Genomic DNA, 24,660 nt, shown 5'->3' on the forward strand with positions numbered 1-24,660 from the left:
TTCCGGCAACCCGCGGCACCTCGTCAGAAGGGTGCGGGGTCGTTGGTGCGTTCTTCGGCGGTGGCTGATCGGCCGAGGACGAGTTCGCGGAGGCTGAGTGGTGGGGGCCGCTCGGGTGGTTTCGGTGGTTTCGGTGGTGCGGGGTCGTCGTTGCCGTAGCGGGGCGGGTGGGTGGTGATGCGGTCGCCGCTGGGTGTGGTCCATTCGATGCCGCCGTCGGGGAGGCGGTGCATGGTCCAGCCGGGTGCCTGGTGGCTGAGCCGGTGGTGGTGGCGGCACAGGCAGCAGAGGTTGTCGCAGCTGGTCGCCCCGGCCGGGTAGGGGGTGTTGTGGTCGAGATCGCAGCGGTCGGCGCGGGCGCGGCAGCCGGGGAAGCGGCAACGCCGGTCGCGGGCGCGGACGAACCGCTGCAAAGAGTCAGAGGGCTGGTAGCCGGGGCTTTCCGGTGGTGGGCCGAGGCCGAGGCCGGCGGGTGGGTGGGTGCAGGGAGTGCGGCCGGTGCGGCAGGCGCGGCGGGTGCAGGTGGCCGCGCGGCGGGTCTCGGCCGCTGAGGCGAGGGCGAGCAGCTGCCCGGAGAGCTCGTCGATGATGGCGATCTGCGGCAGGCCGGCCAGCGCCGTGCCGGCGGTGGAGCGCAGATTCAGCAGATCGCCCAACCAGGCCGACGCCAGGTCGGCCGCGACGGCCTGACGGCCATCGGTGGATTGCGCCCGCGCCGGGTCCGGAAACCCGGGCTCGGGTTCTGTTGGCTGCGGCTCTGTCCGCTCGAACGTCGCCGGCTTGGACTCCGCAGGCTCGGGCTCTGTGCTCACGGGCTCGGCCGCCTCGGGTGCGGCGCGGTCAGTTCCCGCGGCGACAGCGGCTGGTTCGCCGGCCGGGATCCCGTCGCCCCGGCCGTCGTGGTCGCCGACGTCGTCTCCGGCCTCGTCTCCGGCCCCGTCGTTGTGACCCTCGTGATTGTGGCCCTCACCGTTCGAGCCCTGGTCGTCCTCGGCCTCGCCCTCAGCCGGGATCTCGGCGTTCGGGGACTGAGTGGATGCGGGCCGGGGCAGCAGGCTCAGGGCGTAGGCGAGTTCGCGGATCAGCGCCGCGGGGACCGGCTGGCCGTCGACCTCGCCGGGTTCGTCGCCGCCGGTGAGCGTGCCCACCGAGGCGACGATGTCCAGGTGCGCCTGCACCGGCGGGCGGTCGGGATCGTTCGGGCGCAGGATCAGGTCGACCAGGCAGTCCAGCTTCCGCTGGTCCAGGGTGCGCTCATCCCTGGGGAACGTGCACGCCTCGGCGTACTGGTGCAGCGCGCTCTCACACGCCCGCAGCACCGGCAGCGGCATCGAGGCCGCCAGCGTGCCCATGCCGTCCTCACCGGCGTAGCCGCGCACCGCCCGCTGCCCGATCGCCGTGGCCAGCCGCCGGGTGGCCGCCGTGGCGTCCACGCGCAGCACCGCCCGCTGCGCCGAGGCGCGCAGCTGGCCGACCGTGCGGCCCGCCGCCCCGGCCAGCAGGCCGGCCTCCACCTCCGCGCGCACTCCGTCATCGCTCAGCGGGGCCAGCACCTGGATCAGCATCCGGGCGTGTGTCCAGGAAATGGTGCCGGCCTCCAGTGCGGCCACCGTGGCCGGCAGCTGCTCCACCAGCGTGACCGAGTCCGTCAGCAGCACCGTGGCGGCCTGGGAGGACAGCCCGAGGGCGACCATCACCTCATCGACGGCCCACTCGCTCACCTGCGTCAGCATCGCCGGCCGGGCCGCCCGCGAGGCCGCCGCGGCCGCCCCCACCTCGTCATCGGGCCGGTCCAGCGCCGCGGCAGGGCGGGCCGCGGCGAACGCCGCCAGCGCCCGCACCTGCACCGCCGCCTCCCGCCACTGCACCCGATGCGCGGCCTTCGCCCGCGCCAGATGCCCCGCCCCGACCTCCAGCAGACCGGCGAACGCCGCCAACTCCGGCTCCACCGCCCCGGACTCCGGCTCGCAGTCCGTCACCGCTTCCGGCCCGGAGCCGGCCACCGTGCCCGTTGTAACCACCACGGCGTCCGGCTCGGCTTCCTCCACGGCCTCCGGCTCGGCGACCGCCACGTCGTCCGGGTCGGTGTCCGGCACCGTGCCTGACTCGAGCCGCGTGGCCGCGGGCGTGGTGCGGTGCGAAGGCAGCTCGATGAGTAGCGTCGAGCGGGGCGCGAACGACTGGATCAGACCGGGGGCGTCGGCCAGGGCAGCGCGCAAGAGCGACTCGAAGACCGAGGGTCGGTCCTCGACACTCGCCTGAGCAGCACCGAACATGTGTTCGATCATAGTGGAGCCTCGCGGCTCCGACCAGCGGGAACGCTTCTGTGGACAAGCCCGTCACCTGTGGACGAGTAACCGCCTCAGATCGGTGCCACCGCCGACCATCGCACCGTGACCTCGCCGTGCCGCCACCGCCGTGTCGACCCCACCATCGGCCAGCCCTGGGCCGCCAGGGCCTCGACCGCAGCCACCCAGCGCTGGCGCGGGCCGAAGGTGGACAGCCCCGCGGCCGCGGCCCACGTCGCGTCGAACGCCCGCAGGAACTCGTGGACCGGCTGACCCGGAACGTTGTGGTGGATCAGCGCCTTCGGCAGACGCTCGGCGAGGTCCGACGGCGTCGAGATGTCCGCCACCCGCGTGGAGAGCGTGAGCGTCAGGGGGCCGCCGGCGTCCAGCGCCACCCATGCGGAGCGCCGTCCCCACTCGTCGCAGGTGCCCTCGACGAGGACGCCACTTGGCCCGAGCGCAGCGCACATGGTCTCCCAGGCGCGTGCGGCGGACCGCTCGTCGTACTGCCGGAGCACGTTGAACGCCCGCACCAGCACCGGCTGGAGACCGGCGAGCTCGAAGCCGCCCACCCGGAAGTCCACGCGGGGCGGATCCCGGTCGGCCCCCACCGCCGCGACGCGCGCCGGGTCGATCTCCAGGCCCACCACCTCGAGCCGGCCCACCTCAGGGCTCAGCCGCTCGACCAGCTCCAACGTCGTCACCGCGGACGAGCCGTACCCGAGGTCGACGACCAGCGGTCGCGCGGAGTCGCGCAGGCGGGGCAGTTGGGTGGCGAGCAGCCAGCGGTCCACCCGCCGAAGACGGTTGGCGTTCGTGGTGCCGCGGGTCGGCAGGCCGAGGGCGCGGGCCCGGCCGGCGGCCAGTCGGGGTGCCTTGCGCTGCGACGAAAGGGACAGCGATGCCCGTCGCTTGTGATCGCTCCCAGCCTCGCTCACCGGTCCGGAGGGTAGTCCCGGTTAGCGTGGTGTCGTGCAGGTTCGACGCGACGTCCGGCTGGCGGACCTCACCACCCTCGCCGTGGGCGGTCGGATCGACCGTCTCGTCGAGGTCGAAACAGCCGTGGAGCTCGTCACCGCCGTCCGGGAGGCGGACGAGGCCGGCCGGCCGTTGCTCGTCCTGGGTGGCGGCTCGAACGTCGTCGCACCCGACGAGGGCTGGCCCGGGGACGTCGTCCTGGTTCGCGCACGTGGCATCGAACGGTTCGGCAACGCGCTGACCGTCCAGGCAGGCCACGACTGGGACGCGCTGGTCGCGTACACGGTCGAGAACCGGCTGGCCGGTGTCGAGGCGCTGTCCGGCATCCCCGGCTCGACGGGCGCCACGCCGATCCAGAACGTGGGCGCCTACGGCCAGGAAGTCGCGCAGACGATCACGGCCGTCCGCGTCTGGGACCGGGCCGAGAAGGCCGAGCGCACGCTCACGCCGGCCGAGTGCGGGTTCGCCTACCGCGACAGCCGGCTCAAGCGCGATCCCGTCCGGTTCGTCGTCCTCGACGTGACCGTCGATCTGCACCCGGGCGACGAATCGCGACCGGTCACCTACGCCGAGCTCGCCCGCACACTGGGCGTGGAGATCGGCGCCACCGCTCCGCTGGCCGCCGTCCGGGAGGCGGTCCTGGCGCTGCGCCGTGGCAAGGGCATGGTCTGGGATCCCGCCGACCCCGACAGCCGCAGCGCCGGATCGTTCTTCACCAACCCGATCGTGCCGTCGGAGCAGGCGCTCGAAGGCTGCCCGAGTTGGCCGGCCGGTGACGGCATGGTCAAGCTCAGCGCCGCGTGGCTCGTCCAACACGCCGGCTTCGGCCGCGGCACGCGGGAAGGACGCGTCGGGACGTCCTCCCGGCACAGCCTCGCCCTCACCACCGAGGACGGCGCGACGGCGGCCGAGCTGCTCGCCTTCGCCGACCGGATCGTCGCGACGGTGCGCGAGAAGTTCGGCGTCACCCTCGAGCGCGAGCCGACCGCCGTCCGACCCTGACTCGGTCAGCCGGGCAGGAGCTCCTGGTACAGCCCATCGGGATAGGCGTAGGTGCGCCCGGCGGTGACGATCGCGTCGAAGATTGGGTGGATCACCGGCCAATCGGCGTCGATGGCGCCGCGGATGTGCACGGGACGACCCTAGGCCGCTCCCGGGTATGCCCGCGCACGTTCGGGAACGGTGATCCGCCTACTCCCGCGCGACCTTGTGCTGGGCGGCCTGGGCCAGCGGTCGCACGATCATCAGGTCGATGTTCACGTGGTGCGGCCGGGTGATGACCCAGGCGATGCAGTCGGCGACGTCCTCGGCCACCAGCGGCTCCCGCACCCCCCGGTAGACCGCGTCGGCCTTGTCGGCCGACCCCAGTCGATTGAGCGAGAACTCCTCCGTGCGCACCATCCCCGGTGCGATCTCCAGCACCCGGATCGGCTCCCCGTTCAGCTCCAGCCGCATGGTCTCGGCCAGCGTGTGCACCCCGTGCTTCGCCGCCGTGTACGACGCCCCGCCCTCGTAGGACACCAGCCCCGCCGTCGAGCTCACGAACACGACGTCAGCCGCGCCGGACGCCCGCAGCGCCGGCAGCAGCGCCTTGGTCAGCCGCACGGTCCCGAGCACGTTCACCTCATAGGTCTGCGCCCACGAGTCCAGATCGGCGGCCTCGACCCGGTTCGCGTCGAACGCGCCACCGGCGTTGTTCACCAGCACGTCCACCCGGTCCAGCGCCCCCGCGAAGGCCTCGACCGAGGACGGGTCGGTCACGTCCAGCGGCAGCGCCCGCCCACCGATCGACGCGGCCAGCGACTCCAACCGGTCCATCCGCCGGGCCCCCAGGACGACGTCGAAGCCCTCCGCCGCCAGTCGCGTCGCGGTGGCCGCGCCGATCCCGCTGGAGGCTCCGGTGACGACGGCGGTGCGCCCCGAACCGGGGAAGCGGTCGTCGGGACGGCGGTGGGTGGAGTGGGGCGACTCGGTACCGGGCATGAACGCCATCCTGGCGCTGTTGCAGGATGAACAGTCGACGGGGGGCTCGGAAAGCCCCCTTTTCAGCGGATCGAGAGCGGGGAGGTCGCACGTGCCCGCTCGCCGCTTCCCGCGCTCCGCCATGCCCCGGCGCGTGGCCACCCTCTCGGTGCACACCAGTCCGCTCGACCAGCCCGGCGCCGGCGACGCGGGCGGCATGAACGTCTACATCGTCGAGGCCTCCCGCCGGCTGGCCGCGCGCGGCGTCGAGGTCGACATCTTCACCCGAGCGACCTCCAGCGACCTCCCGCCGGTCGTCGAGATGAGCCCGGGCGTGACGGTCCGTCACGTGAGCGCCGGCCCGTTCGAGGACCTCGGCAAGGAGGAGCTGCCCGCGCAGCTCTGCGCCTTCACGGCCGCCGTCCTGCGCGAGGAGGCGCAGCACGAGCCGGGCTACTACGACGTCGTCCACTCCCACTACTGGCTCTCGGGGCAGGTCGGCTGGCTGGCCCGCGACCGCTGGAGCGTGCCGCTGGTCCACACCGCGCACACCTTGGCCAAGGTCAAGAACGAGGCGCTGGCCGACGGCGACCGGCCCGAGCCGCGCGCCCGCGTGATCGGTGAGGAGCAGGTCGTCGCCGAGGCCGACCGGCTGATCGCCAACACCGAGGAGGAGGCCCGCCAGCTGGTCCGCCTCTACGGCGCCGACCCGGCCCGCACCCTCGTCGTCCCGCCCGGCGTCGATCTCGAGCGGTTCTCTCCGGGCGGCCGGGCTGCGGCCCGCCAGGCGGTCGGCGCCCCTACGGACGCCGTGGTGCTCCTCTTCGTCGGGCGGATCCAGCCGCTCAAGGCCCCCGACGTCCTCCTGCACGCGGCCGCCCGCCTGCTCGCCGACGAGCCGGCGCTCCGCAGCCGGCTGCGGGTCCACGTCGTCGGCGCCCCCAGCGGGTCCGGTCTCGAGGCCCCCGAGCAGCTGCACAAGCTCGTCGCGTCGCTCGGCATCGCCGACGTCGTCACCTTCTTCCCCCCGCAGCCGCCCGACCGTCTTGCCGAGCACTACCGGGCCGCCGACGTCACCGTCGTCCCCAGCCACAACGAGTCGTTCGGGCTGGTGGCGCTCGAGGCGCAGGCCTGCGGCACCCCCGTCGTCGCAGCCGCCGTCGGTGGGCTGCGCACCGCCGTCCGGAACGGCATCTCGGGCGTGCTCGTCGACGGGCACGACCCCCGCGACTACGCCACCGCCGTCCGCGCCGTCCTCGCCCGCCGCGAGCTGCTCGCCGCCGGTGCCCGCAGGCACGCCGGATCGTTCTCCTGGGACCGGACGGCCGACGCCCTCGTCGACGCCTACACCTCCGCCGCGGAGGAGATGGGCCGGGCGCCGCAGCAGGTGCGGCGCACCGTCGGCCCGCTCCGCGCTCTGCCCGGTGTGCAGGTGGCCCGATGACGGAGCGGATGGTCGCCGACCTCGACGCGGTGATCGAGCAGACCCTGCGGGACGGTGAGCTGGTCCACGAGCACCCGGCCCCGGGGAGGTGGCTGATCGACCTCCCCGGGACGAAGAAGCTCAAGACCGTCTGCGGCCTCATCGTCGGTGAGCACGCGCTCCGGGTGGAGGCCTTCGTCTGCCGCCAGCCCGACGAGAACCGCGAGCAGCTGTGGACCTTCCTGCTGCAGCACAACGCCCGCATGTACGGCGTCGCGTACTCCGTCGACAGCGTCGGTGACGTCTACCTGACCGGACGCCTCCCGCACGCCGCCGTCACGCCGGACGAGCTCGACCGGATCCTCGGCTCGGTGCTCAGCTACGCCGACGACCACTTCAACGCGATGCTCGAGATCGGCTTCGGCACCTCGATCCGCCGCGAGTGGGACTGGCGGGTCAAACGCGGGGAGTCGTTGCGCAATCTCGAGGCATTCGCCGCGTTCGCGGACCCCACGCGCCGGTCTTGAGTTCTCCGGAGGAGCCGCCGCCCGGCTACGCCCGGCGCTGGTGGGTCCTGGCGACCATGACGGTCTGCCTGCTCGTGGTGATCATGGGGAACACCATCCTCAACGTCGCCCTGCCCACCCTGCAGCGTGACCTCGGCGCGACCCACGGCGAGCTGCAGTGGGCCGTCGACGGCTACATCCTGGTGTTCGCCGGGCTGCTGTTCTCCTGGGGCGTCGTCGGTGACCGGATCGGCCGGCGCAAGGTCCTGCTCATCGGGCTCACGATCTTCGCCCTCGGGTCCGTGCTCGCCGCCTTCAGCAGCAGCCCCCTCGAGCTGATCGCCTGGCGCGCGGTCATGGGTGTCGGCGGGGCGGCCGTCCAGCCGACGACGCTCGCCGTCATCACCAACGTCTTCCCGCCCCGGGAGCGCGGCCGCGCGATCGGCATCTGGGCCGGGACCGCCGGCATCGCCGTGGCCGGCGGGCCGCTGGCCGGCGGCGCGGTCCTCGAGCACTACTGGTGGGGCTCGGTGTTCCTCGTCGGCGTCCCGGTCGCGCTGCTCGGCATCGTGGGCGTTCTCGCCGTCGTGCCGGAGTCGAAGGACCCGTTCCCCGGCCGGCTCGACGTCCCCGGCGTCCTGCTGTCGATCGTGGCCCTGGCCGGCCTCGTCTACGGGATCATCCGCGGCGGCTCCGGAGCGGGGTGGACGACGCCCGGCGTGCTCGTGCCGCTCGTCGGCGGGGTGGTCCTCCTCGCGCTGTTCGTGTGGCTGCAGCGGCGCTCGACGCACCCGGCGCTCGACGTCTCGCTCTTCCGCAACCCCGCCTTCTCGGCCGCGGCCGGCGCGCTCGGGCTGAACTTCTTCGCGCTGCTCGGCGCCACCTTCTACCTCGTCTACTACCTCCAGGGCGTTCGCGACTACAGCCCGCTGCAGAGCGGTGCGGCGCTGATCCCCGTTGCCCTCGGCATGGCGATGATGGCGCCGCGCAGCTCGGGGCTGGCCGAGCGGCACGGGGCCAAGGCGGTGTGCGCCACCGGGTTCCTGCTGATCGCGCTCTCCTTCGTCGGCATCCAGTTGCTCGACCTCACCTCGCCGGTGTGGCTGCTCCTGCTCGTGCTCTCGGTGCAGGGCGTCGGCATGGGCGCGGTGATGGCCCCGGCCACCGAATCGATCATGTCGGTCGTACCGCGGGAGAAGGCCGGCGCCGGCGCGGCGGTCAACAACTCCGTCCGCCAGGTCGGCGGCGCCCTCGGCGTAGCGATCCTCGGCTCGGTCCTCGCCGCCTCCTACTCGGCACACCTCGGCAGCACCGTCGACGCGCTCCCGGCCGGGGCCCGAGCCGAGGCCAGCCAGTCCATCGTCGCCACCCTGGAAGCCGTCCGGGAGGTCCGGAACGGTGGGGACGGCGACGCCGCCCGGGCGGTGGCCGACGTCGCGGGACCCGCCCGCGAGGCGTTCGTGGCCGCCATGCACGTCACCGCGGTGTTCACCGCCGTCGCCGCCCTGGTCGCGGCGGCCGTCGTCCTCCGCTGGCTGCCCGGCCGCCGCGGGGGCGAGGCATCCGTCACGGACTGACGCTGAGCGCCCGATCACGGCTGACGCTCATGGCCACGCACGCCGAGAAAGCAGCTCGTCCGCGCCGGCGGGATCATCGCCGGCGCCGTGGCGAGCTCCGGGCGGCAGTGGCCGTCCCCGCCTGAGGAGCAGGGACGCTGCCCCGCCGATAGCGTGGCGGCGATGCCGGACAGCAGGCCCGCGCTGGAGCGCCGCGCACGGGTGCTCATCGGGGTGGTGGCCGCCTCCGCGCTGGTCTATCCGCTGCTGGTCAGCGCCGTCCAGCTGGTCGTCGCTCAGCTCTTCGTCGTCGACGTGGGGGCGATCGTGCTGTGGCTCGCGGTCGGCGTGGCCTGCAGCGTGGCCCTCGTCGCCGCCGCCCGGTGGGGCGCCGCGCGGCGGGTGCGCAGCCCGTGGCTGCTGCTCGGCCTGGTGCCCCCGCTCCTGTTCGAGCTCTGGCTGGTCTGGCCCCGACTCGCGTCTTGAGGGCGGTCCGGCAGGATGGCGGCGTGACTGGAACTCTGGTGCTGCTCCGCCACGGTGAGAGCGAGTGGAACAAGGCCAACCTCTTCACCGGCTGGGTGGACGTGCCCCTGACGGAGAAGGGCCGGGAGGAAGCCGCGCGAGGCGGTCACCTGCTGGTCGAGCACGGCCTGCTGCCCGATGTCTCGCACACCTCGCTGCTACGGCGGGCGATCATGACCGCCGAGCTGGCGCTGCACGAGGCCGACCGGCAGTGGATACCGGTCAAGCGGTCGTGGCGGCTCAACGAGCGGCACTACGGCGCGCTGCAGGGCAAGGACAAGGCCGCCACCCTCGCCGAGTTCGGCGAGGAGCAGTTCATGACCTGGCGCCGGTCCTACGACACCCCGCCGCCCCCGATCGACCCCAGCAGCGAGTTCAGCCAGGACGGCGACGCCCGCTACTCGTTCCTGCCGCCGGAGGCCCGGCCGACGACCGAGTGCCTCAAGGACGTCGTCGTCCGGATGCTGCCCTACTGGTACGACGCGATCGTCCCCGACCTACGGCTGGGCCAGACGGTGCTGGTCGCCGCCCACGGCAACAGCCTCCGCGCGCTGGTCAAGCACCTCGACGACATGGGCGACGACGAGGTGGTCGGGCTGAACATCCCGACCGGCGTCCCGCTGCGCTACGACCTCGACGACGACCTGCGCCCGGTGAAGCCCGGTGGCGAGTACCTCGACCCCGACGCCGCCGCAGCGGCCATCGAGGCCGTCAAGAACCAGGGCAAGAAGTAGGAGTTGTCGCGCCGAGTGGGCCCCGGAGGTGCCCGGAGGGGTCCGCGCAGGCGCGACGCAGTTGCTCAGCTCAGCAGGGGAACGGCTCGTGGCCGCGGTGCGGTCCGGAGGACCGCAATGTCATGGCTGCGAGACTTCGGGCACGTGGCGTTCGCCCGTCACCAGGTAGACCACCCGGCGGGCGACGCCGACGGCGTGGTCGCCGAAGCGCTCGTAGTAGCGGCCGAGCAGGGTGATGTCGATGGCCGTCTCGACGCCGTAGGGCCAGTCGTCGGAGAGCAGCTGACGGAACAGTCCCCGGTGCAGGCGGTCCATCGCGTCGTCGTCGGTCTCCAGCTCGCGCGCCGCCTCGACGTTGCGAGTGGCGATCACGGTGCCGGCCTTGGCCACCAGCATCTCCGCGACGTGCCCGGCCTCGAGGAACGCCGGCCGCACCTCCTGCGGGACGGCGTGGTCGGGGAAGCGCATCCGGGCCACCTTCGCGATGTGCTCGGCCAGGTCGCCCATCCGCTCGAGGTCGCTGGCGATGCGGGTCGCGGTGACGATCGAGCGCAGGTCGGTGGCCACCGGCTGCTGCCGCGCCAGCAGGGTGAAGCAGCGCTGGTCGATGCTCTCCCGGGTGGCGTCGATCTGCTCGTCCCCGGCGATGACGAGGTCGGCGAGCGCGACGTCCGCGTCCAGCAGGGCTGTCGTGGCCGTGCTCATCTGCGAGCCGACCGTGTTGGCCATCTCGACCAGGCAGCTCCGGATGTCCTCGAGCTCCTCGACGTAGCTCTCGCGCATGTCTGTCGTCCTCCCGTTGACCGTTGTATCCGAGGGTAGGACTCGCCGCGAGTCTCCATCCGCGCCGCCTGGTGAACGGCTGCCCACACCCAGGTGAACACTGACCCGTACGAGCGGGTGATCACCCCGGAATCGGCCTGCCGGGCCGCGGACGGACCTAGCATCGGGTCGTGAGTCCGCTGGTCGCCCTGGTGGTCGGCCTCGTCCTGGGCGGGGTCGCGGTCGCCGCCGTCATCCTGAGTCGCCGCCGCACCTTCGACGGCCCGGCCCCCGACGACGTCGGCGGCCTGCCCGAGGCGGCCTTTGCCCGCCGGTTGCTGGACCTCATGGACCCCGCGGTCGTCCTGGTGGACGTCGACGACGCCATCCTGCTGGCCAACCCCTCCGCCCGCGCGCTGGGCATCGTGCGGGGGAGCCGGCTGCTCGTGCCCGAACTGCTCGGCCTGGTACAGGCCGTGCGCGCCGGAGGCAGCCGCCGGGCCGACGTCCGCCTGCCCGGTGACCTCGTCGGCTCCGGCCCCCGGCTCATGGGCGTGCACGGGGTCCGGCTGCACAGCGGGACGGCGCCCCTGCCCGGCCCGGTCGCCCTGGTGCTCCAGGACGTCACCGAGACGCGGCGCACGGAGGCGGTCCGCCGGGACTTCGTGGCCAACGTCGGGCACGAGCTGAAGACGCCGGTCGGCGCCCTCGCTCTGCTGGCGGAGGCCATCGAGCAGGCCGCCGACGACCCGGAGGCCGTGCAGCGCTTCGCGGGCCGCATCGCCCGCGAGTCCGATCGGCTGGCCCGGCTGGTGCGCGAGCTCATCGACCTGTCCCGGCTGCAGGGTGGCGAGCCACTGCCGGAGCTGCTGCCCGTCGAGGTCGACGACGTGATCGCGGAGGCGGTCGACCGGACCCGCACCGCAGCCAAGGCGAAGGACCTCGAGATCGCCGTCGGCGGGCATGCCGGCCTCGTCGTCCGCGGCGTGGAGAGCCAGCTGGTGACGGCCGTGACCAACCTGCTGGCCAACGCCGTGGCCTACAGCGAGGGGGAGAACCGCATCGCCGTAGCGGCGCGGGCGCGGTCCGGGTTCGCCGAGATCGCGGTGACCGACAGCGGCGTCGGCATCCCGCGCAAGGACCGGCAGCGGGTCTTCGAGCGCTTCTACCGGGTCGACCAGTCCCGGGCCAGCAGCACCGGGGGCACCGGCCTGGGCCTGGCGATCGTCAAGCACGTCGCGAGCAACCACGGCGGATCGGTCGCCGTGTGGAGCGAGGAGGGGCTCGGCTCCACGTTCACCCTGCGGATCCCGCTGGCGGCCGGAGCGACGGAGCCGCTCGACGCCCACCCCCCGAAGCCTGCTGCGCCCGTCGAGAAGATGGAGATCGAACGTTCATGACCCGTGTACTCGTCGTCGAGGACGAGGAGTCCTTCTCCGACGCGCTGTCCTACATGCTGCGCCGCGAGGGGTACGACGCCGTCGTGGCCGCCAACGGCCCGGACGCGCTGGCGGAGTTCGACCGGGCGGGCGCCGACATCGTCCTCCTCGACCTCATGCTGCCCGGCCTGCCCGGCACCGAGGTCTGCCGTGCGCTGCGCAGCCGCAGCAACGTCCCCATCATCATGCTGACGGCCAAGGACGGCGAGATCGACAAGGTCGTCGGCCTGGAGCTCGGTGCCGACGACTACGTGACCAAGCCCTACTCGGCGCGCGAGCTCGTCGCCCGCATCCGGGCCGTGCTGCGCCGGCGTGGGGAGGCGGCCGAGGCGCCGTCCGCCGACGGCGTGCTCGAGGCCGGACCGGTGCGGATGGATGTCGAGCGGCACGTCGTCGCGGTGGACGGCGAGCAGGTCTCCCTGCCGCTCAAGGAGTTCGACCTGCTGGAGTACCTGCTCCGCAACGCCGGACGCGTCCTGACCCGCGGCCAGCTCATCGACCGGGTCTGGGGTTCGGACTACGTGGGTGACACCAAGACCCTGGACGTCCACGTGAAGCGGTTGCGGGCCAAGGTCGAGCCCGACCCGGCGAATCCCAAGTACCTGCTGACCGTGCGCGGGCTCGGGTACAAGCTCGAGGCCTGAGGTTCAGCCGTTCTTCAGCTCGTCGATCTTCTCCGACGCCTTGGCCTTGGTGAGGTTCTCGGGGACGTCCTCGTCCGACTGGCGGGCGAGCGTCTCCAGGTAGCTCTTCTGGGCGCCGGTGGCCGGCTCGTCGCCGGTGACCCAGTCGGCCGGGTCCTTCTCCGGCGACGCGGCCGGCTGGGTCGTCGTGTCCGGTGTGCTCGCGTTCGATTCGCTCATGTGTTCGATGCTAGGCCGGGACGGGGATCCGCGCCTCCCGGGCGGGGGCGGCCGCGAGCTTCCGGCCGGTCCGGTAGACGTGCACGCTCCCGCAGGCCGGGCACTCCACGTGCAGCGCGATGTGCGTCGGGTGGTTGGTGACCGATCGGATCCGCCGGTCGGCGACCAGCTCGTCGGTCCGGGTCGCGGGGCAGGTGATCAGCAACATGAGCAGAAGAGTGCGCGCGACCGCGGCCAGGGACGAGTGGCAGGAGTGACCGCTATCGCAGGTTTTCTGCCATAGTGTCCGCATGACCGTTCCGGACCGTCCACTGGTCGTCTCGTGCGTCGTCACCGACGGCCTCGTCGGCAGCTTCGGCATGGGCGTGGCCTGCGAGATCTTCGGCTACGACCGCCGCGCCCTGGGGCTGCCGCGCTTCGATTTCGCCCTCGTCACGGAGCGGCCCGGGGTCGTCCGCACCGACCTCGGCATCCCGATCACCGTCGAGCACGGCCTCGATCGGCTGGCGGATTCGGACATCATCACGATCACCGCCTGGGAGCTGTTCACCCGTGAACCGACGCCCGCGCTCGTCGAGGCCTTCCGCGAGGCGCACGCCCGGGGCGCGGTGATCGTCAGCCAGTGCACCGGGGCCTTCGTGCTGGGCGCGACGGGCCTCCTCGACGGGCAGCGGGCGACCACGCACTGGAAGTACGCCGGCGAGTTCGCGGCGCGCTTCCCGGCGATCGAGGTCGACCCTTCCGTCCTGTACGTCGACAACGGACAGCTCATCACCGGCGCGGGGACGGCCGCCGGGGTCGACGCCCTGCTGCACCTCGTGCGCAGGGAGTGGGGAGCCGCGGCCGCCAACGCGCTGGCCCGCGAGATGGTCGTGCCGCCACACCGGGACGGCGGGCAGGCGCAGTTCATCGACGCGCCCGTGCCCGCCTGCGAGGACGACCTGCTCGGCGCCGTCCTCGAGTGGGCCACCGGTCACCTGGCCGAGGAGATCAGCGTGGAGCTGCTCGCCCGGCGAGCGCTGATGAGCCCCCGCAGCTTCGCCCGGCGGTTCAAGGCGACGACCGGGACGACTCCGCACGCCTGGCTGCTCGGCCGGCGGCTGGCCGCCGCCGAGTCGCTGCTCGAGGAGACGGACGCGCCGGTCGAGGAGATCGCCCGGCTGGTCGGCTTCGGCACCGCGGCCGGCCTGCGAGAGCAGTTCCAGCGCCGTCGCGGCGTCTCACCACGCGCCTACCGGCAGACCTTCCGGGCGGCCGGCACGGCCCCCGCGTCAGCCGCCGGTACGGCGCCGGTGCAGCTCCACCGGCACCGGCCGGGGGCTGGCGGGATGGGGAGCGACCAGCCCCTGGTCGAGGCGGAGCTCGGCCAGCCTGCGTAGTTCGGCGAAGGCGGCCTCGCCGAGCAGCTCGGTCAGCTCCGGCGCGTAGGTTTCGACCAGCGGCTCGGGCGAGACGTGCGCCAGCGGCGCGCCCGTGCACCACCAGTGCAGGTCCGCCCCGCCCGGACCCCAGCCCCGCCGGTCGAACTCCCCGATCGTGGACACCAGCACGGTCGTGCCGTCGGGGCGTTCCACGTGCTCCTGCTCGCGGCGCACGGGCAGCTGCCAGCAGACATCGGGCTTGGTGGTCAACGGGTGCACGCCGGTCCGCAGCGCCATCCGGTGCAGCGCGCAGCCCTGTCCACCCGGGAACCCCGGCCGGTTGAGGAAGACGCAGGCGCCGTCCACGACGCGGGTGCGCAGCGACCCCTTGCCGCTCTCGTCGTGCGCGCTGTCCTCCTCGGTCCAGGCCGCCCGGCCGACGGGGGCCAGCTGCCAGTCCTCGTCGGTGAGGACGGCGACCGACGCGGTGACCCGCGCCAGGTCGTCGTCGTCGGTGAAGAAGGCCCCGTGGCTGCAGCAGCCGTCGTCGGGGCGGTCCTCGACCACGCCCGCGCAGCCGCGGCCGAAGATGCACGTCCAGGCGGAGGTGAGCCAGGTCAGGTCGGCCCGGACGACGTGATCGGGGTCGGCCGGGTCGGGGAACTCGACCCACTCGCGGGCGAAGCCGAGCGGGACCTCGGCGGGGGGAGCGTCCGGCACGCGGCCAGCGTAGGCCGTGTGATCCGGGCGCCCATCCTCGCTGCCGATGCCGCCGTCGACGCCGATCTCGAGCAGGTCGCCGGCCGGCGCCGCGACGCCGTCCTCCGGCTCGGTGAACTGTGCCTCGAGCACCTGCCCGGCTACTGGCGCGGCCCGATCGGCTGACCGGCAGACTGCTGCCATGCGACTCGGGGTGCTGGACGTCGGCTCGAACACCGTGCACCTGCTCGTCGTGGACGCCCACCGCGGCGCGCACCCCACGCCGATGCACGACGACCGCTGGCTGCTGCGTCTGGCCGAGCAGATCGGGGACGACGGCCTGCTGTCGAAGGCGGGGGAGAAGGCCCTCCTGCACGCGGTGCAGGAGGCCTGCGACCAGGCCGAGAAACAGGGCTGCGAGGAACTGCTGGCGATGGTGACGTCGGCCATCCGCGAGGCGGCGAACGGCCTCGAGGTGCTCGACCGCATCCGCGAGCGGACCGGCGTCGACCTGCAGGTGCTGACCGGTGAGGACGAGGCCCGGTTGACCTTCCTGGCCGTCCGCCGGTGGTTCGGCTGGAGCGCCGGACGGCTGCTCATCCTCGACATCGGCGGCGGGTCCCTCGAGCTGGCCAGCGGCATCGACGAGGACCCCGACGTCGCCCTGTCCCTCCCGCTCGGCGCCGGCCGCATGACGCGGCGGTTCCTGCCGGAGGCCCGGCGCGGCGGGCGGCCGGACCTGGCGGCGCTGGACGAGCTCGACGCGTACGCGGCCGGGCTGATCGAACCCGCCGCGAAGAAGCTGCGGAACGCGGGCACGCCGGATCTCGTGGCGGCCACCAGCAAGACCTTCCGCACCCTCGCCCGCCTGACGGGGGCCGCCCCGTACTCGGCGGGGCTGCAGGTGTCGCGCGAACTCTCCACCGACGGGCTGGGGCAGCTGGTCGGCTTCATCTCGCGGATCGAGAGCTCGGCGCTGGCCGAGCTGCGGGGGGTCTCACCCGACCGGGCCCATCAGGTTCCGGCCGGCGCCGTGGTGGCTGCCGCCACGATGCGTGCGCTGGACGTACGGTGCGTGAGGATCTGTCCGTGGGCGCTGCGGGAGGGTGTCATCCTGCGCAGGCTGGACTCGTTGGGAGGGGTGTGATGGCCGAGCCGGACTGGAACCCGGACACGGGGGGACGTTCACTCGCCGAGATCCTGCGCGAGGCCGGCATCGAATCGGCCAACCGGGCCGCTCGCCGCCGCACCTGGGACGACCCCGAGGAGACCGGTATCCGCCAACGGCGGGCCGAGGCCGCGGCGGCCGACGGCGCGGCCGGCCGGGCCGGGTACGGACGCCGTCGCAGCGACCAGGGCGATGCCTACTCCGGGGCCTCGTCCGACGCCCGCCCCCCGGCCGTCGAGCGCCGGCAGAACCCCGAGCGCAGGCAGCCGCGGCTTCCCGTTCCCGGCGCCTCCACGGCGGCCATCCCCGGTCTCCGCCCGGACCGCAAGCCCGGGGTCCCGGCCTCGTCCGCGATGCCGAGCGCCCCGGTGCCCAGCATCGGAGCTCCCCGGGCGCCGTTGCACAGCCAGCCGGTGCCGGCGCTCGACCGACGCGCGGGCCAGCCGATCCCGCAGCGGGCCTCGTCCCGGTCGCTGCGCGAGCCCGACCACCCGTCCACCGGCCCCATCCCCGTGGTGCGGGCCGATCAGCTCGACCTCGACGACCTCGACGCGACCCCTCGGGAGAGCGCGCTGGCGTGGTTGCGTTTCGCCGGCGAGCTGGTCATCGCCCTCGCCGTCGGTGTCGGCGTGTACTTCGCCGCCACCGTGCTGTGGGAGATCGTCCCCCACGTCGCCGTCCTGCTCGCCCCCCTGGCCGTCACCGGGCTGGTCACCGGAGTGGGCGTCTGGCGCCAGAAGCAGGGGCGGGAGCCGATCGGCGCTCGTCTGCTCGCCGTCCTCGTGTTCGCCGGCACCCTGCTGACGATCGCGCCGGCCGCCGGTCTGCTCGCCGCCGGGTCGTGAGCCGGGTCAGACGGCCGGTTCCTCCTCGTCCTCGCGGGCGAACTCCTCCACGATCGCGGCGCTGAACGCGTCCAGGTCGTCGGGCTTGCGGCTGGTGATCAGGTTCCCGTCGACGACGACCTCCTCGTCGACCCAGTCGGCGCCGGCGTTGCGCAGATCGGTCTGCAGCGACGGCCAGGACGTCATGCGGCGACCCTTCACCACGCCGGCCTCGATGAGCACCCAGGGTGCGTGGCAGATCGCCGCGACCGGCTTGCCGGCGTCGAAGAACGAGGTCACGAAGGCGACGGCGTCGGAGTCGGCGCGGACGAAGTCGCCGTTGATGACGCCGCCGGGCAGGACCAGTGCCCCGTAGGCGTCGGGGTCGGCCGAGCTGACGACGGCGTCGACCTTCCTCGTGTCGCCCTTGTCGATGTGGTCGTAGGCGGTGATCGAGCCGCTCTCGAGCGAGACCAGCTCCGGCTCGGCGCCCGCCTCCTCCAGCGCCTGCCACGGCCGGTCCAGCTCGACCTGCTCGACGCCGTCCGTCGCCAGCACGGCCACCTTCATCCCGTTCAGTTCTCCTGCCATGCGGCGGCGGCTACCCGGGGCCCGGACACGGCACACACGCGCGCACTACGGTTTCCCGCGTGATCACCCGCGTCGGAACCGCGCTGCAGCACCTGCTCAGGCGGGCGGCTGCGTCCGGGCGGGACCCGGTGGAGCTGGCGCGCGAGGTCGTCGCGGCGGGCTGCCTGGTGGAGCTCGAGAGCGACGACGTCGCGCTCGTCGAGCGGCTAGGCGGCGCCGGCCTGTCGGCCTCGGTCGAGGTGACCGTTCCGGTGGACCGCTTCGGTCCCGCCCCCCGCGCCGCTGCGCTCGCGGCGGCGGCGGGGCTCTCCGTCGCCCTGACCGGACCCGCCGAGGCGGTGGAGCGGGTCGACCTGGCCGGCGCTCGCGTGGTCGTCGCCGCGGACGAGCCGGGCGCCGAGGACCGGTGCCGGGCGCTCGCGGGCCGTCGGGTCCGGCTGGTCGCCCGGCGCCGGCGCGGCTCCGCCGACCTCTCCTTCGTCCGCTGCCTCAACGTCCTGTTGGCCGGGGAGGGGCACCCGGGCATCGCGGTGTCCGATCCCCGGCTGATCGCCATCGCCGGTGAACGCGCGGCCTGGAACGGCCGCACGCCCGACAGCTGGGAGCTCGTCATGCCCTACGGAGAACTGGTGTCCGAACGACGGCGCCTCGTCGCGGCCGGCTCCGTCGTCCGTGTGAGCGTCAGGGGCCGTTCGTGAGCGAGCTCGCGAGCTCAGCGGACGAGCAGAGCACCGCCACCGGACGCCGCGGGCTGGCCATCATCGGCGGCGGCAAGATCGGCGAGGCCCTCCTGTCGGGCCTGGTCCGCCGCGGGGGTCCCGACGGCATCCTGGTGTGCGAGCGCAGTCCCGAGCGGGCCGCGCAGCTGGCCCAGCGCTACGGGGTCGGGACGGTGGACCTGGGTGAGGCGACCGTCCGGGCGCGGGTGCTGCTGCTGGCGGTGAAGCCCCAGGACATCGACGTCCTGCTCGGCCGGCTGGCCGAGCACGTCGACCCCGGCCACCTCGTCGTCTCGGTGGCGGCGGGCGTCCCGACGACGCGCCTGGAGTCGGCCCTGCCCGGAGGCGTCCCCGTCGTCCGGGTCATGCCGAACACCCCGGCCCTGGTCGACGAGGGCATGAGCGTGCTCTCGGCGGGCGCGCATGCGGGGGAGGAGCACCTCGACGAGGCCGAGGCGCTGCTGGCCGCGGTCGGGCAGGTACGCCGGGTGCCGGAGAGCCAGCAGGACGCCGTCACGGCGCTGTCGGGCAGCGGGCCGGCCTACTTCTTCTACCTGGTCGAGGCGATGGTCGACGCGGGGATCCTGCTGGGTCTGCCGCGGGCGCTGGCGGCCGACCTCGTGGTCCAGACCGCGCTGGGCGCCGCGGTGATGATGCGCGACTCGGGGGAGCACCCCGTCCAGCTGCGCGAGGCCGTGTCCAGCCCGGGGGGTACGACGGTCGCCGCGATCCGGGAGCTCGAGCGGCACGGCGTCCGGGCGGCGCTCATGGCCGCCATCGAGGCCGCGCACGCCCGCTCGGTGGAGCTCGGCAGGGATCATGACGAGGGCCCCCGCCGGGACAGGACCTGACGGACGAGGGCTGTGGGGTGAGTGCGACCGGTGCGACGGCGAGCCGGGCACGTTAGCCCACATGTCGACACGACGCCAGCACTGTCCGTCATCGGCCAGTGACCGTGTCGCGAAACGCGCCGCGCAACAGTTCTCACGTGTCGCACTGGTGTAGTTCTGCCGAGGACGGACCGGTCCGCCTGTTCGATTCAACCATCGCACCAGTCACGTCCGTCCCCTTACGCTCTGTGGCAGCACATGCGTGTTCAGTTGCCGGTGGGGAAGCCGGCGCCACGACATGAGCTAGGTCCGGAGACGAAGACATGACCATGCCCCAGCGTGCCAACGCCCCCCTGATGTCCCGTCCGGGCGTGCCCGGCCCCCGGCCCATGGGCCGCCCGATGGCCGCGACGATGGCTCGGCCCGTTCCGGCCCAGCACCCGGCCGCCATGCCGCTCGGCCGCCCCAGCGTCCCCGCCCCCCGCGCCGCGGTCACCTTCCTGACCGTGGCGGAGGTGGCCGCGATGATGCGCGTCTCGAAGATGACCGTGTACCGCCTGGTCCACGCCGGTGAGCTCTCCGCCGTCCGCGTCGGCCGTTCCTTCCGCGTGCCGGAGCGGGCCGTGCAGGACTACCTGCGCGACGCCTACACCGACATCGCGTGACGACAGCGGCGGGAGCATCGCAGCGAGGAACGAGCGAGGAGCGGACCGGCGCGCGGAGTCGCGCCGTAAGCATCGCCTGAGCAGACAGTCGTCCCCGGTAGAGCCGCCCGCGGCAGCGTCGCCGCGGGGTGGCTCGGGTACGCTCGGTCGCCGGGCGACACCGGGCAGGTTCCCGCTGTCGCGTACGAGCTGATCATTTTCTGCGACGACGTCGGGAGTACCACGTGGGTTCGGTCATCAAGAAGCGGCGCAAGCGGATGGCGAAGAAGAAGCACCGCAAGCTGCTGAAGAAGACGCGCGTTCAGCGACGCAACAAGAAGTGAGCTGACGCTCGTGCCGCCCGCGGTCGTCCTCGTGACCGGCGTGAGCCGGTGGCTGGGGGGCGCGCTGGCGGCCGAGCTGGCGGCCGACCCCTCGATCGGGCGGGTCATCGGCGTGGACACCGTCCCGCCGTCCCAGGAGATGCTCCGCCGGCTCGGGCGCACCGAGTTCGTGCGGGCCGACATCCGGAACCCGCTGATCGGCAAGGTCATCGCGGCGGCAGCGGTCGACACCGTCGTGCACATGAACATCAGCTCCACCCCCGCCGGGTCCGGCGGGCGCGCGCCGATGAAGGAGCTCAACGTCATCGGCACGATGCAGCTGCTGGCCGCCTGCCAACGGGCACCCTCGGTCGCCCGTTTCGTGCTCAAGTCGACCAGCGCCGTGTACGGCGCCTCCTCCCGCGACCCCGCGGTGTTCACGGAGGCCATGCAGGCGCGGCGGGTCCCCTCGGGCGGCTTCGCCAAGGACAGCCTCGACATCGAGAGCTACGTGCGCGCGTTCTCGCGCCGCCGTCCTGACGTCGACGTCGCCATGCTGCGGTTCACCAACTTCATCGGTCCGCGGATCGACTCCCTGCTCAGTGGGTTCTTCCGCATGCCGGTGGTCCCCACGGCCCTGGGCTACGACGCCCGCGTCCAGCTCCTGCACGAGGACGACGCCCTGGCCGTGCTCACCCGCGCGACGACCGGCTCCTTCACCGGCACGGTCAACGTCGGTGGCGCGGGCACGCTGCTGCTGTCGCAGGCCATCCGGCGGCTGGGACGCGTGGAGGTCCCGCTGCCCTCGCCGGCCCTCGGCTCGGTCGGCCGGCTGTCCCGGCGGTTCGGCTTCGTGGACTACTCGCCGGAGCAGATGCGCTTCCTCAACTTCGGGCGGGTCGTCGACACGACGGTCCTGCGCGAGCAGTTCGGCTACACCCCCCGCTACACGACGGAGGCCGCGCTGGCCGACTACGCCCGCACCGTTGCGCCGGTGATCTCACCGCGACTGGTGCACTCGGTCACGTCCAGCATCCGCTCGGCGCTGCAGCATGCCGGCGACACCGCGACCGCGGTCGGCGACCGGCTCCGCCCGGCGCCTCCGACCCCTGGGCTGCGGGCGGTGCGCGATGCCTGAGGCCCGCGTGATCCCCCTCCGTCCCGACGACGACGAGCCCTACGTCCCGCCGGCGTCCCCGCCCGGTTGGGAAGAGCAGCTGGCCGGTGGGCTGGAGTTCCTGCGTCGCCGGGTGACGGGGGAGTACGAGACCGACGAGTTCGGCTTCGACCCCGACCTGACCGACCACCTGCTGCTGCCGATCCTGCGACCGCTGTACGAGAAATGGTTCCGGGTCGAGAGCCAGGGGCTGGAGCACGTCCCGTCACAGGGCGGCGCCCTCGTGGTGGCCAACCATTCGGGCACCATCCCGGCCGACGCGCTGATGACCACCGTGGCGCTGCACGACGACCACCCGGCTCGGCGGCGGCTGCGGTTGCTCGGCGCGGACCTCGTCTTCGAACTGCCCTTCATCGGGACGATGTCCCGCAAGATGGGCACGACGCTGGCCTGCAACGAGGACGCCGAGCGGCTGCTGACCAACGGCGAGCTGGTGGGGGTGTTCCCCGAGGGGTTCAAGGGCATCGGCAAGCCCTTCCGCGAGCGGTACACCCTGCAGCGGTTCGGCCGCGGGGGTTTCGTCACAGCGGCACTGCGGACGGGCGTCCCGATCATCCCGTGCGCGATCGTCGGGGCCGAGGAGATCTACCCGATGATCGGCAACGCCAGGACCGCGGCGCGCCTCCTGGGCCTGCCCTACCTGCCCATCACGCCGACGTTCCCGCTGCTGGGTCCGCTCGGGCTCGTGCCGCTGCCGTCGAAGTGGCTGATCGCGTTCGGTGAGCCGATCGAGACGGCGTCCTACGGCCCGGCCGCGGCCGAGGACCCGATGCTGGTCTTCAACCTGACCGATCAGGTGCGCGAAACCATCCAGCACTCGCTCTACCAGCTGCTGCTCCAACGGGAGAGCGTCTTCGGCTGAGCCCCCGACGAGTGGGGGCCGGAGGCTCCCCGAGGAGGGGCTCGAAGCCGCGGCACCGAGCGATAGGACCTGCGGTCGCGCGGATGCTGACCTGGGTCGCCTGCGAGGTGCCGTGAGGAATGGGGGCCGAAGGCTTTCTGACGATCGGCGGCAGCGGCTCGACGCAGCAGGGGTACGGCTCCTGGCCGCGGTGCGGTCCGGAGGACCGCAACGTGCTCAGAACGGGAGCTTCTGGCGCCGTCGCAGGGCGAGTGCCCCGCCGGCGAGGCCACCGGACAGTGCAGCCGCGGCGACGGTGGGGACGCCGATCTTCGCGGCCTTCCGCCCGGTGCGGTAGTCGCGGATGGTCCAGCCCCGCGCCCTCGCGACGGCCCGGAGCTCGGTGTCGGGGTTGACCGCAACGGCCGTGCCGGTGAGGGAGAGCATCGGCAGGTCGTTCGCCGAGTCGCTGTAGGCGGTGCAGCGGGAGAGGTCCAGGCCCTCCCGCTCGGCGAGGGCGAGGACCGCCTCCGCCTTCGCCGGCCCGTGCATGAGCTCGCCCACCAGCCGGCCGGTGTACTTGCCGTCGACGATCTCGGAGACGGTGCCCAGTGCCCCGGTCAGCCCCAGCCGGTGCGCGATGATCGAGGCCAGCTCGACCGGCGTCGCGGTGACCAGCCAGACCCGCTGACCGGAGTCGAGATGCTGCTGAGCCAGCGCCCGCGTCCCGGCCCAGATCCGGTCGGCCATGAGCTCGTCGTAGATCTCCTCGCTGGCCTGCACGATCTCCGACACCGGACGTCCGGCGACGAAGGCGAGCGCGTTCTCCCGGATGGTGAGCATGTCGTCGGGATTGCCCTCGTTGCCGCCGATGCGGAACTTCGCCTGCTGCCAGACGAACCCCAGCATGTCCCGGCTGGAGAAGTACTTGCGGGCGGCCAATCCCCGGGCGAACCAGAAGAGCGAGGCGCCCATCATCATCGTGTTGTCGACGTCGAAGAACGCCGCGCCTGTCGGGTCGGGACGCACCGCCGGAGGTGCCGCGACCTCGGCCGCCGCAGCAGAAGCCGCACCGGCGACGTGGGCGCGGGTTTCCTCGTCCAGCCGGGACTCCGCGCGCGCGGACCGGCGGCCGCGGATCGACACTCGCGGCACGACAGACCTCCCAGCGATCGACTGCCACCCGGGCTCGGGAGCCCGACGTCCCGACCCTAGTGGGGCCGGCGACACAGGGTCCCGGGGGTCAACAGCCGACCGTCACCAGGGGAGGCGCGCACACCTCGATCGGCCCCAGCGGCGGCTGCTCGATGATCGGTGGCGATGACGTCGTGCCGTCGCTGCCGGGCAGCGGCAGCGACGGCAGCGCCGGATCCGGCAGCCCTGGCGTCGTCGGCGTCGTCGGCGTCGACGGGGCCGGCACCGGCGCCGGGAGTCCGCCGTCAGGGGCCGTGCTCGGCGGGACCGTGGGGGATCTCGGCGTGCCCTCCGTCGTGGGCGTCTCCGGCACGGCGCCGGTGGTCGGATCGGTGCCCCCGCCACCGCCCGGGACCGCCGGCGGGGCGGTCTCCGGAGCGGGGCAGGGCGCGGGCACCGGGCCGAGGGAGTCCGCTCCCGCGACGGCCGGACCGGCCGGGCAGGTGAAGGCGGCCTTCAGGCCGTCGGTGCGCGCCCCGATCTGGGCCAGCAGTGTCAGGGACTGCCCCACCGCCTCGGACGCCTCCTCGGGGATGCGGGGCTGCAGATCGGCGAGCTCGCCGGCCTGACCCGTGGCCCACCGGGCCAGGTCGTGCAGCGGCTGCTCCTCGCCGGTCCCGACCGCGCGGTCGGTGAGCCAGACGGCGGCGTCGGTCGTCTGCTGGTCCATCGTCCGCAGCGTCTCGATCACGAGGGCCGGGTCGGCGCCGGCAGCGGAGACCGTGTCGTCGCCGGACCCCGCGGGGGTGGCCGGCAGGGCCGTGCCGCCCTCCCCGACCAGGGCCGCGACTTCGTCGAGCCGGGTGCTGGCGAAGTCGAGCAGCGTCCGGCCGCGGACGTCGCCGGCCAGGGCGAGCTGGGTCTGCTCGGTGCCGCGCTTGAGGTCGTAGAGGACGTCACCGGGGCGGGCGCCGTCTGCGACGGCGACCAGGCCGGCCAGAGCGGTCACGGTCAGGGTCGCGCCGGCCAGGCCGGCGGTGAGCCGGTTGCGCCACCGCGCGGGCGCGGCGGCGGGTGCGCGGACGGCCAGCAGCCGCTGGAGGCCGGAGGCGGGAGCCGGCTCGGGCGTGCGGACGGCGGCCATCGCGACCAGACGGGCCCGGGTCTTCGCCTGGAAGGCGGGATCGGGCTCGCCATCGAGATGCGGCGCGAGCTGGTGCAGCCGCGTGACGAGGGCGTCCTCGCGGTCGTGCACGCTCACCTGGGGCCTCCGGACGTCGATCCTGCGGGGACGCCACTGCCCGGCGCACCCC

At 73.5% G+C, this 24,660-nt stretch carries 29 protein-coding genes; 18 read left to right on the forward strand and 11 right to left on the reverse strand.

Going from position 1 to position 24,660, the window contains the following annotated elements:
- Positions 1–23: 23 nt before the first annotated feature.
- Together FHU33_RS02925 and FHU33_RS02930 are read right to left on the reverse strand one after the other, a co-directional pair.
- Entirely contained in the window at positions 24–2,276 is a 2,253-nt protein-coding gene (locus tag FHU33_RS02925) for a DUF222 domain-containing protein (RefSeq protein ID WP_142023991.1), read from the reverse strand.
- Between the two features lie 86 nt (positions 2,277–2,362).
- Positions 2,363–3,226, reverse strand: coding sequence for a class I SAM-dependent methyltransferase (locus FHU33_RS02930; protein ID WP_142023992.1), 864 nt, complete (start codon positions 3,224–3,226; stop codon positions 2,363–2,365).
- A 34-nt stretch (positions 3,227–3,260) separates the two neighbouring features.
- Here FHU33_RS02930 and FHU33_RS02935 point away from each other — a divergent pair, with 34 nt between their 5' ends.
- Positions 3,261–4,268 (forward strand): UDP-N-acetylmuramate dehydrogenase, encoded by a 1,008-nt coding sequence (locus tag FHU33_RS02935; RefSeq protein WP_142023993.1) that lies wholly within the window; start codon positions 3,261–3,263, stop codon positions 4,266–4,268.
- Between the two features lie 5 nt (positions 4,269–4,273).
- Here FHU33_RS02935 and FHU33_RS26125 read toward each other — a convergent pair whose 3' ends face one another.
- Both FHU33_RS26125 and FHU33_RS02940 read right to left on the reverse strand, forming a co-directional pair.
- Positions 4,274–4,399: a hypothetical protein gene (locus FHU33_RS26125; protein WP_281281606.1), complete on the reverse strand. Its 126-nt coding sequence runs from the start codon at positions 4,397–4,399 to the stop codon at positions 4,274–4,276.
- Between the two features lie 58 nt (positions 4,400–4,457).
- The gene (locus tag FHU33_RS02940) at positions 4,458–5,249 is read right to left on the reverse strand and encodes an SDR family oxidoreductase (protein WP_142023994.1); all 792 of its coding nucleotides are present in this window, start codon (positions 5,247–5,249) and stop codon (positions 4,458–4,460) included.
- A 91-nt stretch (positions 5,250–5,340) separates the two neighbouring features.
- Here FHU33_RS02940 and mshA point away from each other — a divergent pair, with 91 nt between their 5' ends.
- The 5 genes from mshA (at position 5,341) to FHU33_RS02965 (ending at position 9,972) form a co-directional block, all read left to right on the forward strand.
- The gene (mshA, locus tag FHU33_RS02945; RefSeq protein ID WP_246063230.1) at positions 5,341–6,672 is read left to right on the forward strand and encodes a D-inositol-3-phosphate glycosyltransferase; all 1,332 of its coding nucleotides are present in this window, start codon (positions 5,341–5,343) and stop codon (positions 6,670–6,672) included.
- Positions 6,669–7,178: a type III secretion system chaperone family protein gene (locus FHU33_RS02950; RefSeq protein ID WP_142023997.1), complete on the forward strand. Its 510-nt coding sequence runs from the start codon at positions 6,669–6,671 to the stop codon at positions 7,176–7,178. The genes mshA and FHU33_RS02950 overlap by 4 nt, the downstream gene beginning before the upstream one ends.
- Positions 7,175–8,734: an MFS transporter gene (locus FHU33_RS02955; RefSeq protein ID WP_246063231.1), complete on the forward strand. Its 1,560-nt coding sequence runs from the start codon at positions 7,175–7,177 to the stop codon at positions 8,732–8,734. Before FHU33_RS02950 ends, FHU33_RS02955 begins: the two co-directional genes overlap by 4 nt.
- A gap of 162 nt (positions 8,735–8,896) precedes the next feature.
- The gene (locus FHU33_RS02960) at positions 8,897–9,199 is read left to right on the forward strand and encodes a hypothetical protein (protein ID WP_142023998.1); all 303 of its coding nucleotides are present in this window, start codon (positions 8,897–8,899) and stop codon (positions 9,197–9,199) included.
- A 23-nt stretch (positions 9,200–9,222) separates the two neighbouring features.
- Positions 9,223–9,972, forward strand: a complete 750-nt coding sequence (locus FHU33_RS02965) for a phosphoglyceromutase (RefSeq protein ID WP_142024000.1) — start codon at positions 9,223–9,225, stop codon at positions 9,970–9,972.
- A 120-nt stretch (positions 9,973–10,092) separates the two neighbouring features.
- Here the strand turns inward: FHU33_RS02965 and phoU are convergent, their stop codons facing one another.
- Positions 10,093–10,755, reverse strand: coding sequence for a phosphate signaling complex protein PhoU (gene phoU, locus FHU33_RS02970; protein ID WP_142024001.1), 663 nt, complete (start codon positions 10,753–10,755; stop codon positions 10,093–10,095).
- Between the two features lie 170 nt (positions 10,756–10,925).
- Between phoU and FHU33_RS02975 the strand changes: the two genes are divergently transcribed.
- Positions 10,926–12,134, forward strand: coding sequence for a sensor histidine kinase (locus tag FHU33_RS02975; RefSeq protein ID WP_142024002.1), 1,209 nt, complete (start codon positions 10,926–10,928; stop codon positions 12,132–12,134).
- Complete coding sequence (locus tag FHU33_RS02980; RefSeq protein ID WP_142024003.1) at positions 12,131–12,817, forward strand: response regulator transcription factor; 687 nt, start codon at positions 12,131–12,133, stop codon at positions 12,815–12,817. Before FHU33_RS02975 ends, FHU33_RS02980 begins: the two co-directional genes overlap by 4 nt.
- Positions 12,818–12,820: 3 nt before the next feature.
- Here the strand turns inward: FHU33_RS02980 and FHU33_RS02985 are convergent, their stop codons facing one another.
- Both FHU33_RS02985 and FHU33_RS02990 read right to left on the reverse strand, forming a co-directional pair.
- On the reverse strand, positions 12,821–13,036 hold the full coding sequence (locus FHU33_RS02985; protein ID WP_142024005.1) for a DUF3072 domain-containing protein: 216 nt from the start codon (positions 13,034–13,036) through the stop codon (positions 12,821–12,823).
- A gap of 10 nt (positions 13,037–13,046) precedes the next feature.
- A complete protein-coding gene (locus tag FHU33_RS02990; protein ID WP_142024006.1) occupies positions 13,047–13,244 on the reverse strand; it encodes a hypothetical protein in 198 nt (65 codons plus the stop codon).
- Positions 13,245–13,326: 82 nt separating this feature from the next.
- Between FHU33_RS02990 and FHU33_RS02995 the strand changes: the two genes are divergently transcribed.
- Entirely contained in the window at positions 13,327–14,415 is a 1,089-nt protein-coding gene (locus FHU33_RS02995) for a helix-turn-helix domain-containing protein (protein WP_142024007.1), read from the forward strand.
- Here the strand turns inward: FHU33_RS02995 and FHU33_RS03000 are convergent.
- Complete coding sequence (locus tag FHU33_RS03000; RefSeq protein WP_142024008.1) at positions 14,308–15,117, reverse strand: DUF3109 family protein; 810 nt, start codon at positions 15,115–15,117, stop codon at positions 14,308–14,310. The two genes, FHU33_RS02995 and FHU33_RS03000, sit on opposite strands and share 108 nt — an antisense overlap.
- An 18-nt stretch (positions 15,118–15,135) precedes the next feature.
- Between FHU33_RS03000 and FHU33_RS24785 the strand changes: the two genes are divergently transcribed.
- From FHU33_RS24785 to FHU33_RS03010, 3 genes are read left to right on the forward strand one after another with little or no spacing between them, the layout of a single operon-like run.
- Positions 15,136–15,282, forward strand: a complete 147-nt coding sequence (locus FHU33_RS24785) for a hypothetical protein (RefSeq protein ID WP_170182303.1) — start codon at positions 15,136–15,138, stop codon at positions 15,280–15,282.
- Between the two features lie 16 nt (positions 15,283–15,298).
- On the forward strand, positions 15,299–16,243 hold the full coding sequence (locus tag FHU33_RS03005; protein WP_142024009.1) for a Ppx/GppA family phosphatase: 945 nt from the start codon (positions 15,299–15,301) through the stop codon (positions 16,241–16,243).
- Positions 16,243–17,109 (forward strand): hypothetical protein, encoded by an 867-nt coding sequence (locus FHU33_RS03010; RefSeq protein ID WP_142024010.1) that lies wholly within the window; start codon positions 16,243–16,245, stop codon positions 17,107–17,109. The genes FHU33_RS03005 and FHU33_RS03010 overlap by 1 nt, the downstream gene beginning before the upstream one ends.
- Positions 17,110–17,115: 6 nt before the next feature.
- Here FHU33_RS03010 and FHU33_RS03015 read toward each other — a convergent pair whose 3' ends face one another.
- Positions 17,116–17,679, reverse strand: a complete 564-nt coding sequence (locus FHU33_RS03015; protein ID WP_142024011.1) for a type 1 glutamine amidotransferase domain-containing protein — start codon at positions 17,677–17,679, stop codon at positions 17,116–17,118.
- 59 nt (positions 17,680–17,738) lie between these two features.
- On the opposite strand from FHU33_RS03015, the gene FHU33_RS03020 reads away from it, so the two are divergent.
- The 6 genes from FHU33_RS03020 to FHU33_RS03045 all read left to right on the forward strand — a co-directional run bounded on the left by FHU33_RS03020 (position 17,739) and on the right by FHU33_RS03045 (position 22,234).
- A complete protein-coding gene (locus FHU33_RS03020) occupies positions 17,739–18,377 on the forward strand; it encodes a hypothetical protein (protein WP_142024012.1) in 639 nt (212 codons plus the stop codon).
- Complete coding sequence (proC, locus tag FHU33_RS03025) at positions 18,374–19,249, forward strand: pyrroline-5-carboxylate reductase (RefSeq protein WP_142024013.1); 876 nt, start codon at positions 18,374–18,376, stop codon at positions 19,247–19,249. The genes FHU33_RS03020 and proC overlap by 4 nt, the downstream gene beginning before the upstream one ends.
- Positions 19,250–19,551: 302 nt before the next feature.
- Positions 19,552–19,893: a helix-turn-helix domain-containing protein gene (locus tag FHU33_RS25655; protein ID WP_246063232.1), complete on the forward strand. Its 342-nt coding sequence runs from the start codon at positions 19,552–19,554 to the stop codon at positions 19,891–19,893.
- Positions 19,894–20,117: 224 nt separating this feature from the next.
- A complete protein-coding gene (locus FHU33_RS03035; RefSeq protein WP_012854759.1) occupies positions 20,118–20,216 on the forward strand; it encodes a 30S ribosomal protein bS22 in 99 nt (32 codons plus the stop codon).
- Between the two features lie 10 nt (positions 20,217–20,226).
- Positions 20,227–21,333 carry an NAD-dependent epimerase/dehydratase family protein gene (locus tag FHU33_RS03040; RefSeq protein ID WP_142024014.1) on the forward strand — a complete coding sequence of 369 codons (1,107 nt, stop codon included), beginning with the start codon at positions 20,227–20,229 and terminating at the stop codon, positions 21,331–21,333.
- On the forward strand, positions 21,326–22,234 hold the full coding sequence (locus FHU33_RS03045) for a lysophospholipid acyltransferase family protein (RefSeq protein ID WP_211354987.1): 909 nt from the start codon (positions 21,326–21,328) through the stop codon (positions 22,232–22,234). Before FHU33_RS03040 ends, FHU33_RS03045 begins: the two co-directional genes overlap by 8 nt.
- A gap of 216 nt (positions 22,235–22,450) precedes the next feature.
- Here FHU33_RS03045 and FHU33_RS03050 read toward each other — a convergent pair whose 3' ends face one another.
- Positions 22,451–23,368 carry an HAD family hydrolase gene (locus tag FHU33_RS03050; protein WP_142024017.1) on the reverse strand — a complete coding sequence of 306 codons (918 nt, stop codon included), beginning with the start codon at positions 23,366–23,368 and terminating at the stop codon, positions 22,451–22,453.
- A gap of 88 nt (positions 23,369–23,456) precedes the next feature.
- Complete coding sequence (locus tag FHU33_RS03055) at positions 23,457–24,608, reverse strand: DUF5667 domain-containing protein (RefSeq protein ID WP_142024019.1); 1,152 nt, start codon at positions 24,606–24,608, stop codon at positions 23,457–23,459.
- Positions 24,609–24,660 lie beyond the last annotated feature (52 nt).

Source organism: Blastococcus colisei, assembly GCF_006717095.1.
Classification (GTDB): domain Bacteria; phylum Actinomycetota; class Actinomycetes; order Mycobacteriales; family Geodermatophilaceae; genus Blastococcus_B; species Blastococcus_B colisei.

What these genes read in the sequence shown, in the direction of transcription:
- FHU33_RS02925 (WP_142023991.1), bottom strand. Translation starts at nt 2,276, where the DNA reads ATGTTCGGTGCTGCTCAGGCGAGTGTCGAGGACCGACCCTCGGTCTTC.
- FHU33_RS02940 (WP_142023994.1), bottom strand. Translation starts at nt 5,249, where the DNA reads ATGCCCGGTACCGAGTCGCCCCACTCCACCCACCGCCGTCCCGACGAC.
- FHU33_RS02950 (WP_142023997.1), top strand. Translation starts at nt 6,669, where the DNA reads ATGACGGAGCGGATGGTCGCCGACCTCGACGCGGTGATCGAGCAGACC.
- FHU33_RS02960 (WP_142023998.1), top strand. Translation starts at nt 8,897, where the DNA reads ATGCCGGACAGCAGGCCCGCGCTGGAGCGCCGCGCACGGGTGCTCATC.
- phoU (WP_142024001.1), bottom strand. Translation starts at nt 10,755, where the DNA reads ATGCGCGAGAGCTACGTCGAGGAGCTCGAGGACATCCGGAGCTGCCTG.
- FHU33_RS02980 (WP_142024003.1), top strand. Translation starts at nt 12,131, where the DNA reads ATGACCCGTGTACTCGTCGTCGAGGACGAGGAGTCCTTCTCCGACGCG.
- FHU33_RS02985 (WP_142024005.1), bottom strand. Translation starts at nt 13,036, where the DNA reads ATGAGCGAATCGAACGCGAGCACACCGGACACGACGACCCAGCCGGCC.
- FHU33_RS02990 (WP_142024006.1), bottom strand. Translation starts at nt 13,244, where the DNA reads ATGTTGCTGATCACCTGCCCCGCGACCCGGACCGACGAGCTGGTCGCC.
- FHU33_RS02995 (WP_142024007.1), top strand. Translation starts at nt 13,327, where the DNA reads ATGACCGTTCCGGACCGTCCACTGGTCGTCTCGTGCGTCGTCACCGAC.
- FHU33_RS03005 (WP_142024009.1), top strand. Translation starts at nt 15,299, where the DNA reads ATGCGACTCGGGGTGCTGGACGTCGGCTCGAACACCGTGCACCTGCTC.
- FHU33_RS03010 (WP_142024010.1), top strand. Translation starts at nt 16,243, where the DNA reads ATGGCCGAGCCGGACTGGAACCCGGACACGGGGGGACGTTCACTCGCC.
- FHU33_RS03015 (WP_142024011.1), bottom strand. Translation starts at nt 17,679, where the DNA reads ATGGCAGGAGAACTGAACGGGATGAAGGTGGCCGTGCTGGCGACGGAC.
- FHU33_RS25655 (WP_246063232.1), top strand. Translation starts at nt 19,552, where the DNA reads ATGACCATGCCCCAGCGTGCCAACGCCCCCCTGATGTCCCGTCCGGGC.
- FHU33_RS03045 (WP_211354987.1), top strand. Translation starts at nt 21,326, where the DNA reads ATGCCTGAGGCCCGCGTGATCCCCCTCCGTCCCGACGACGACGAGCCC.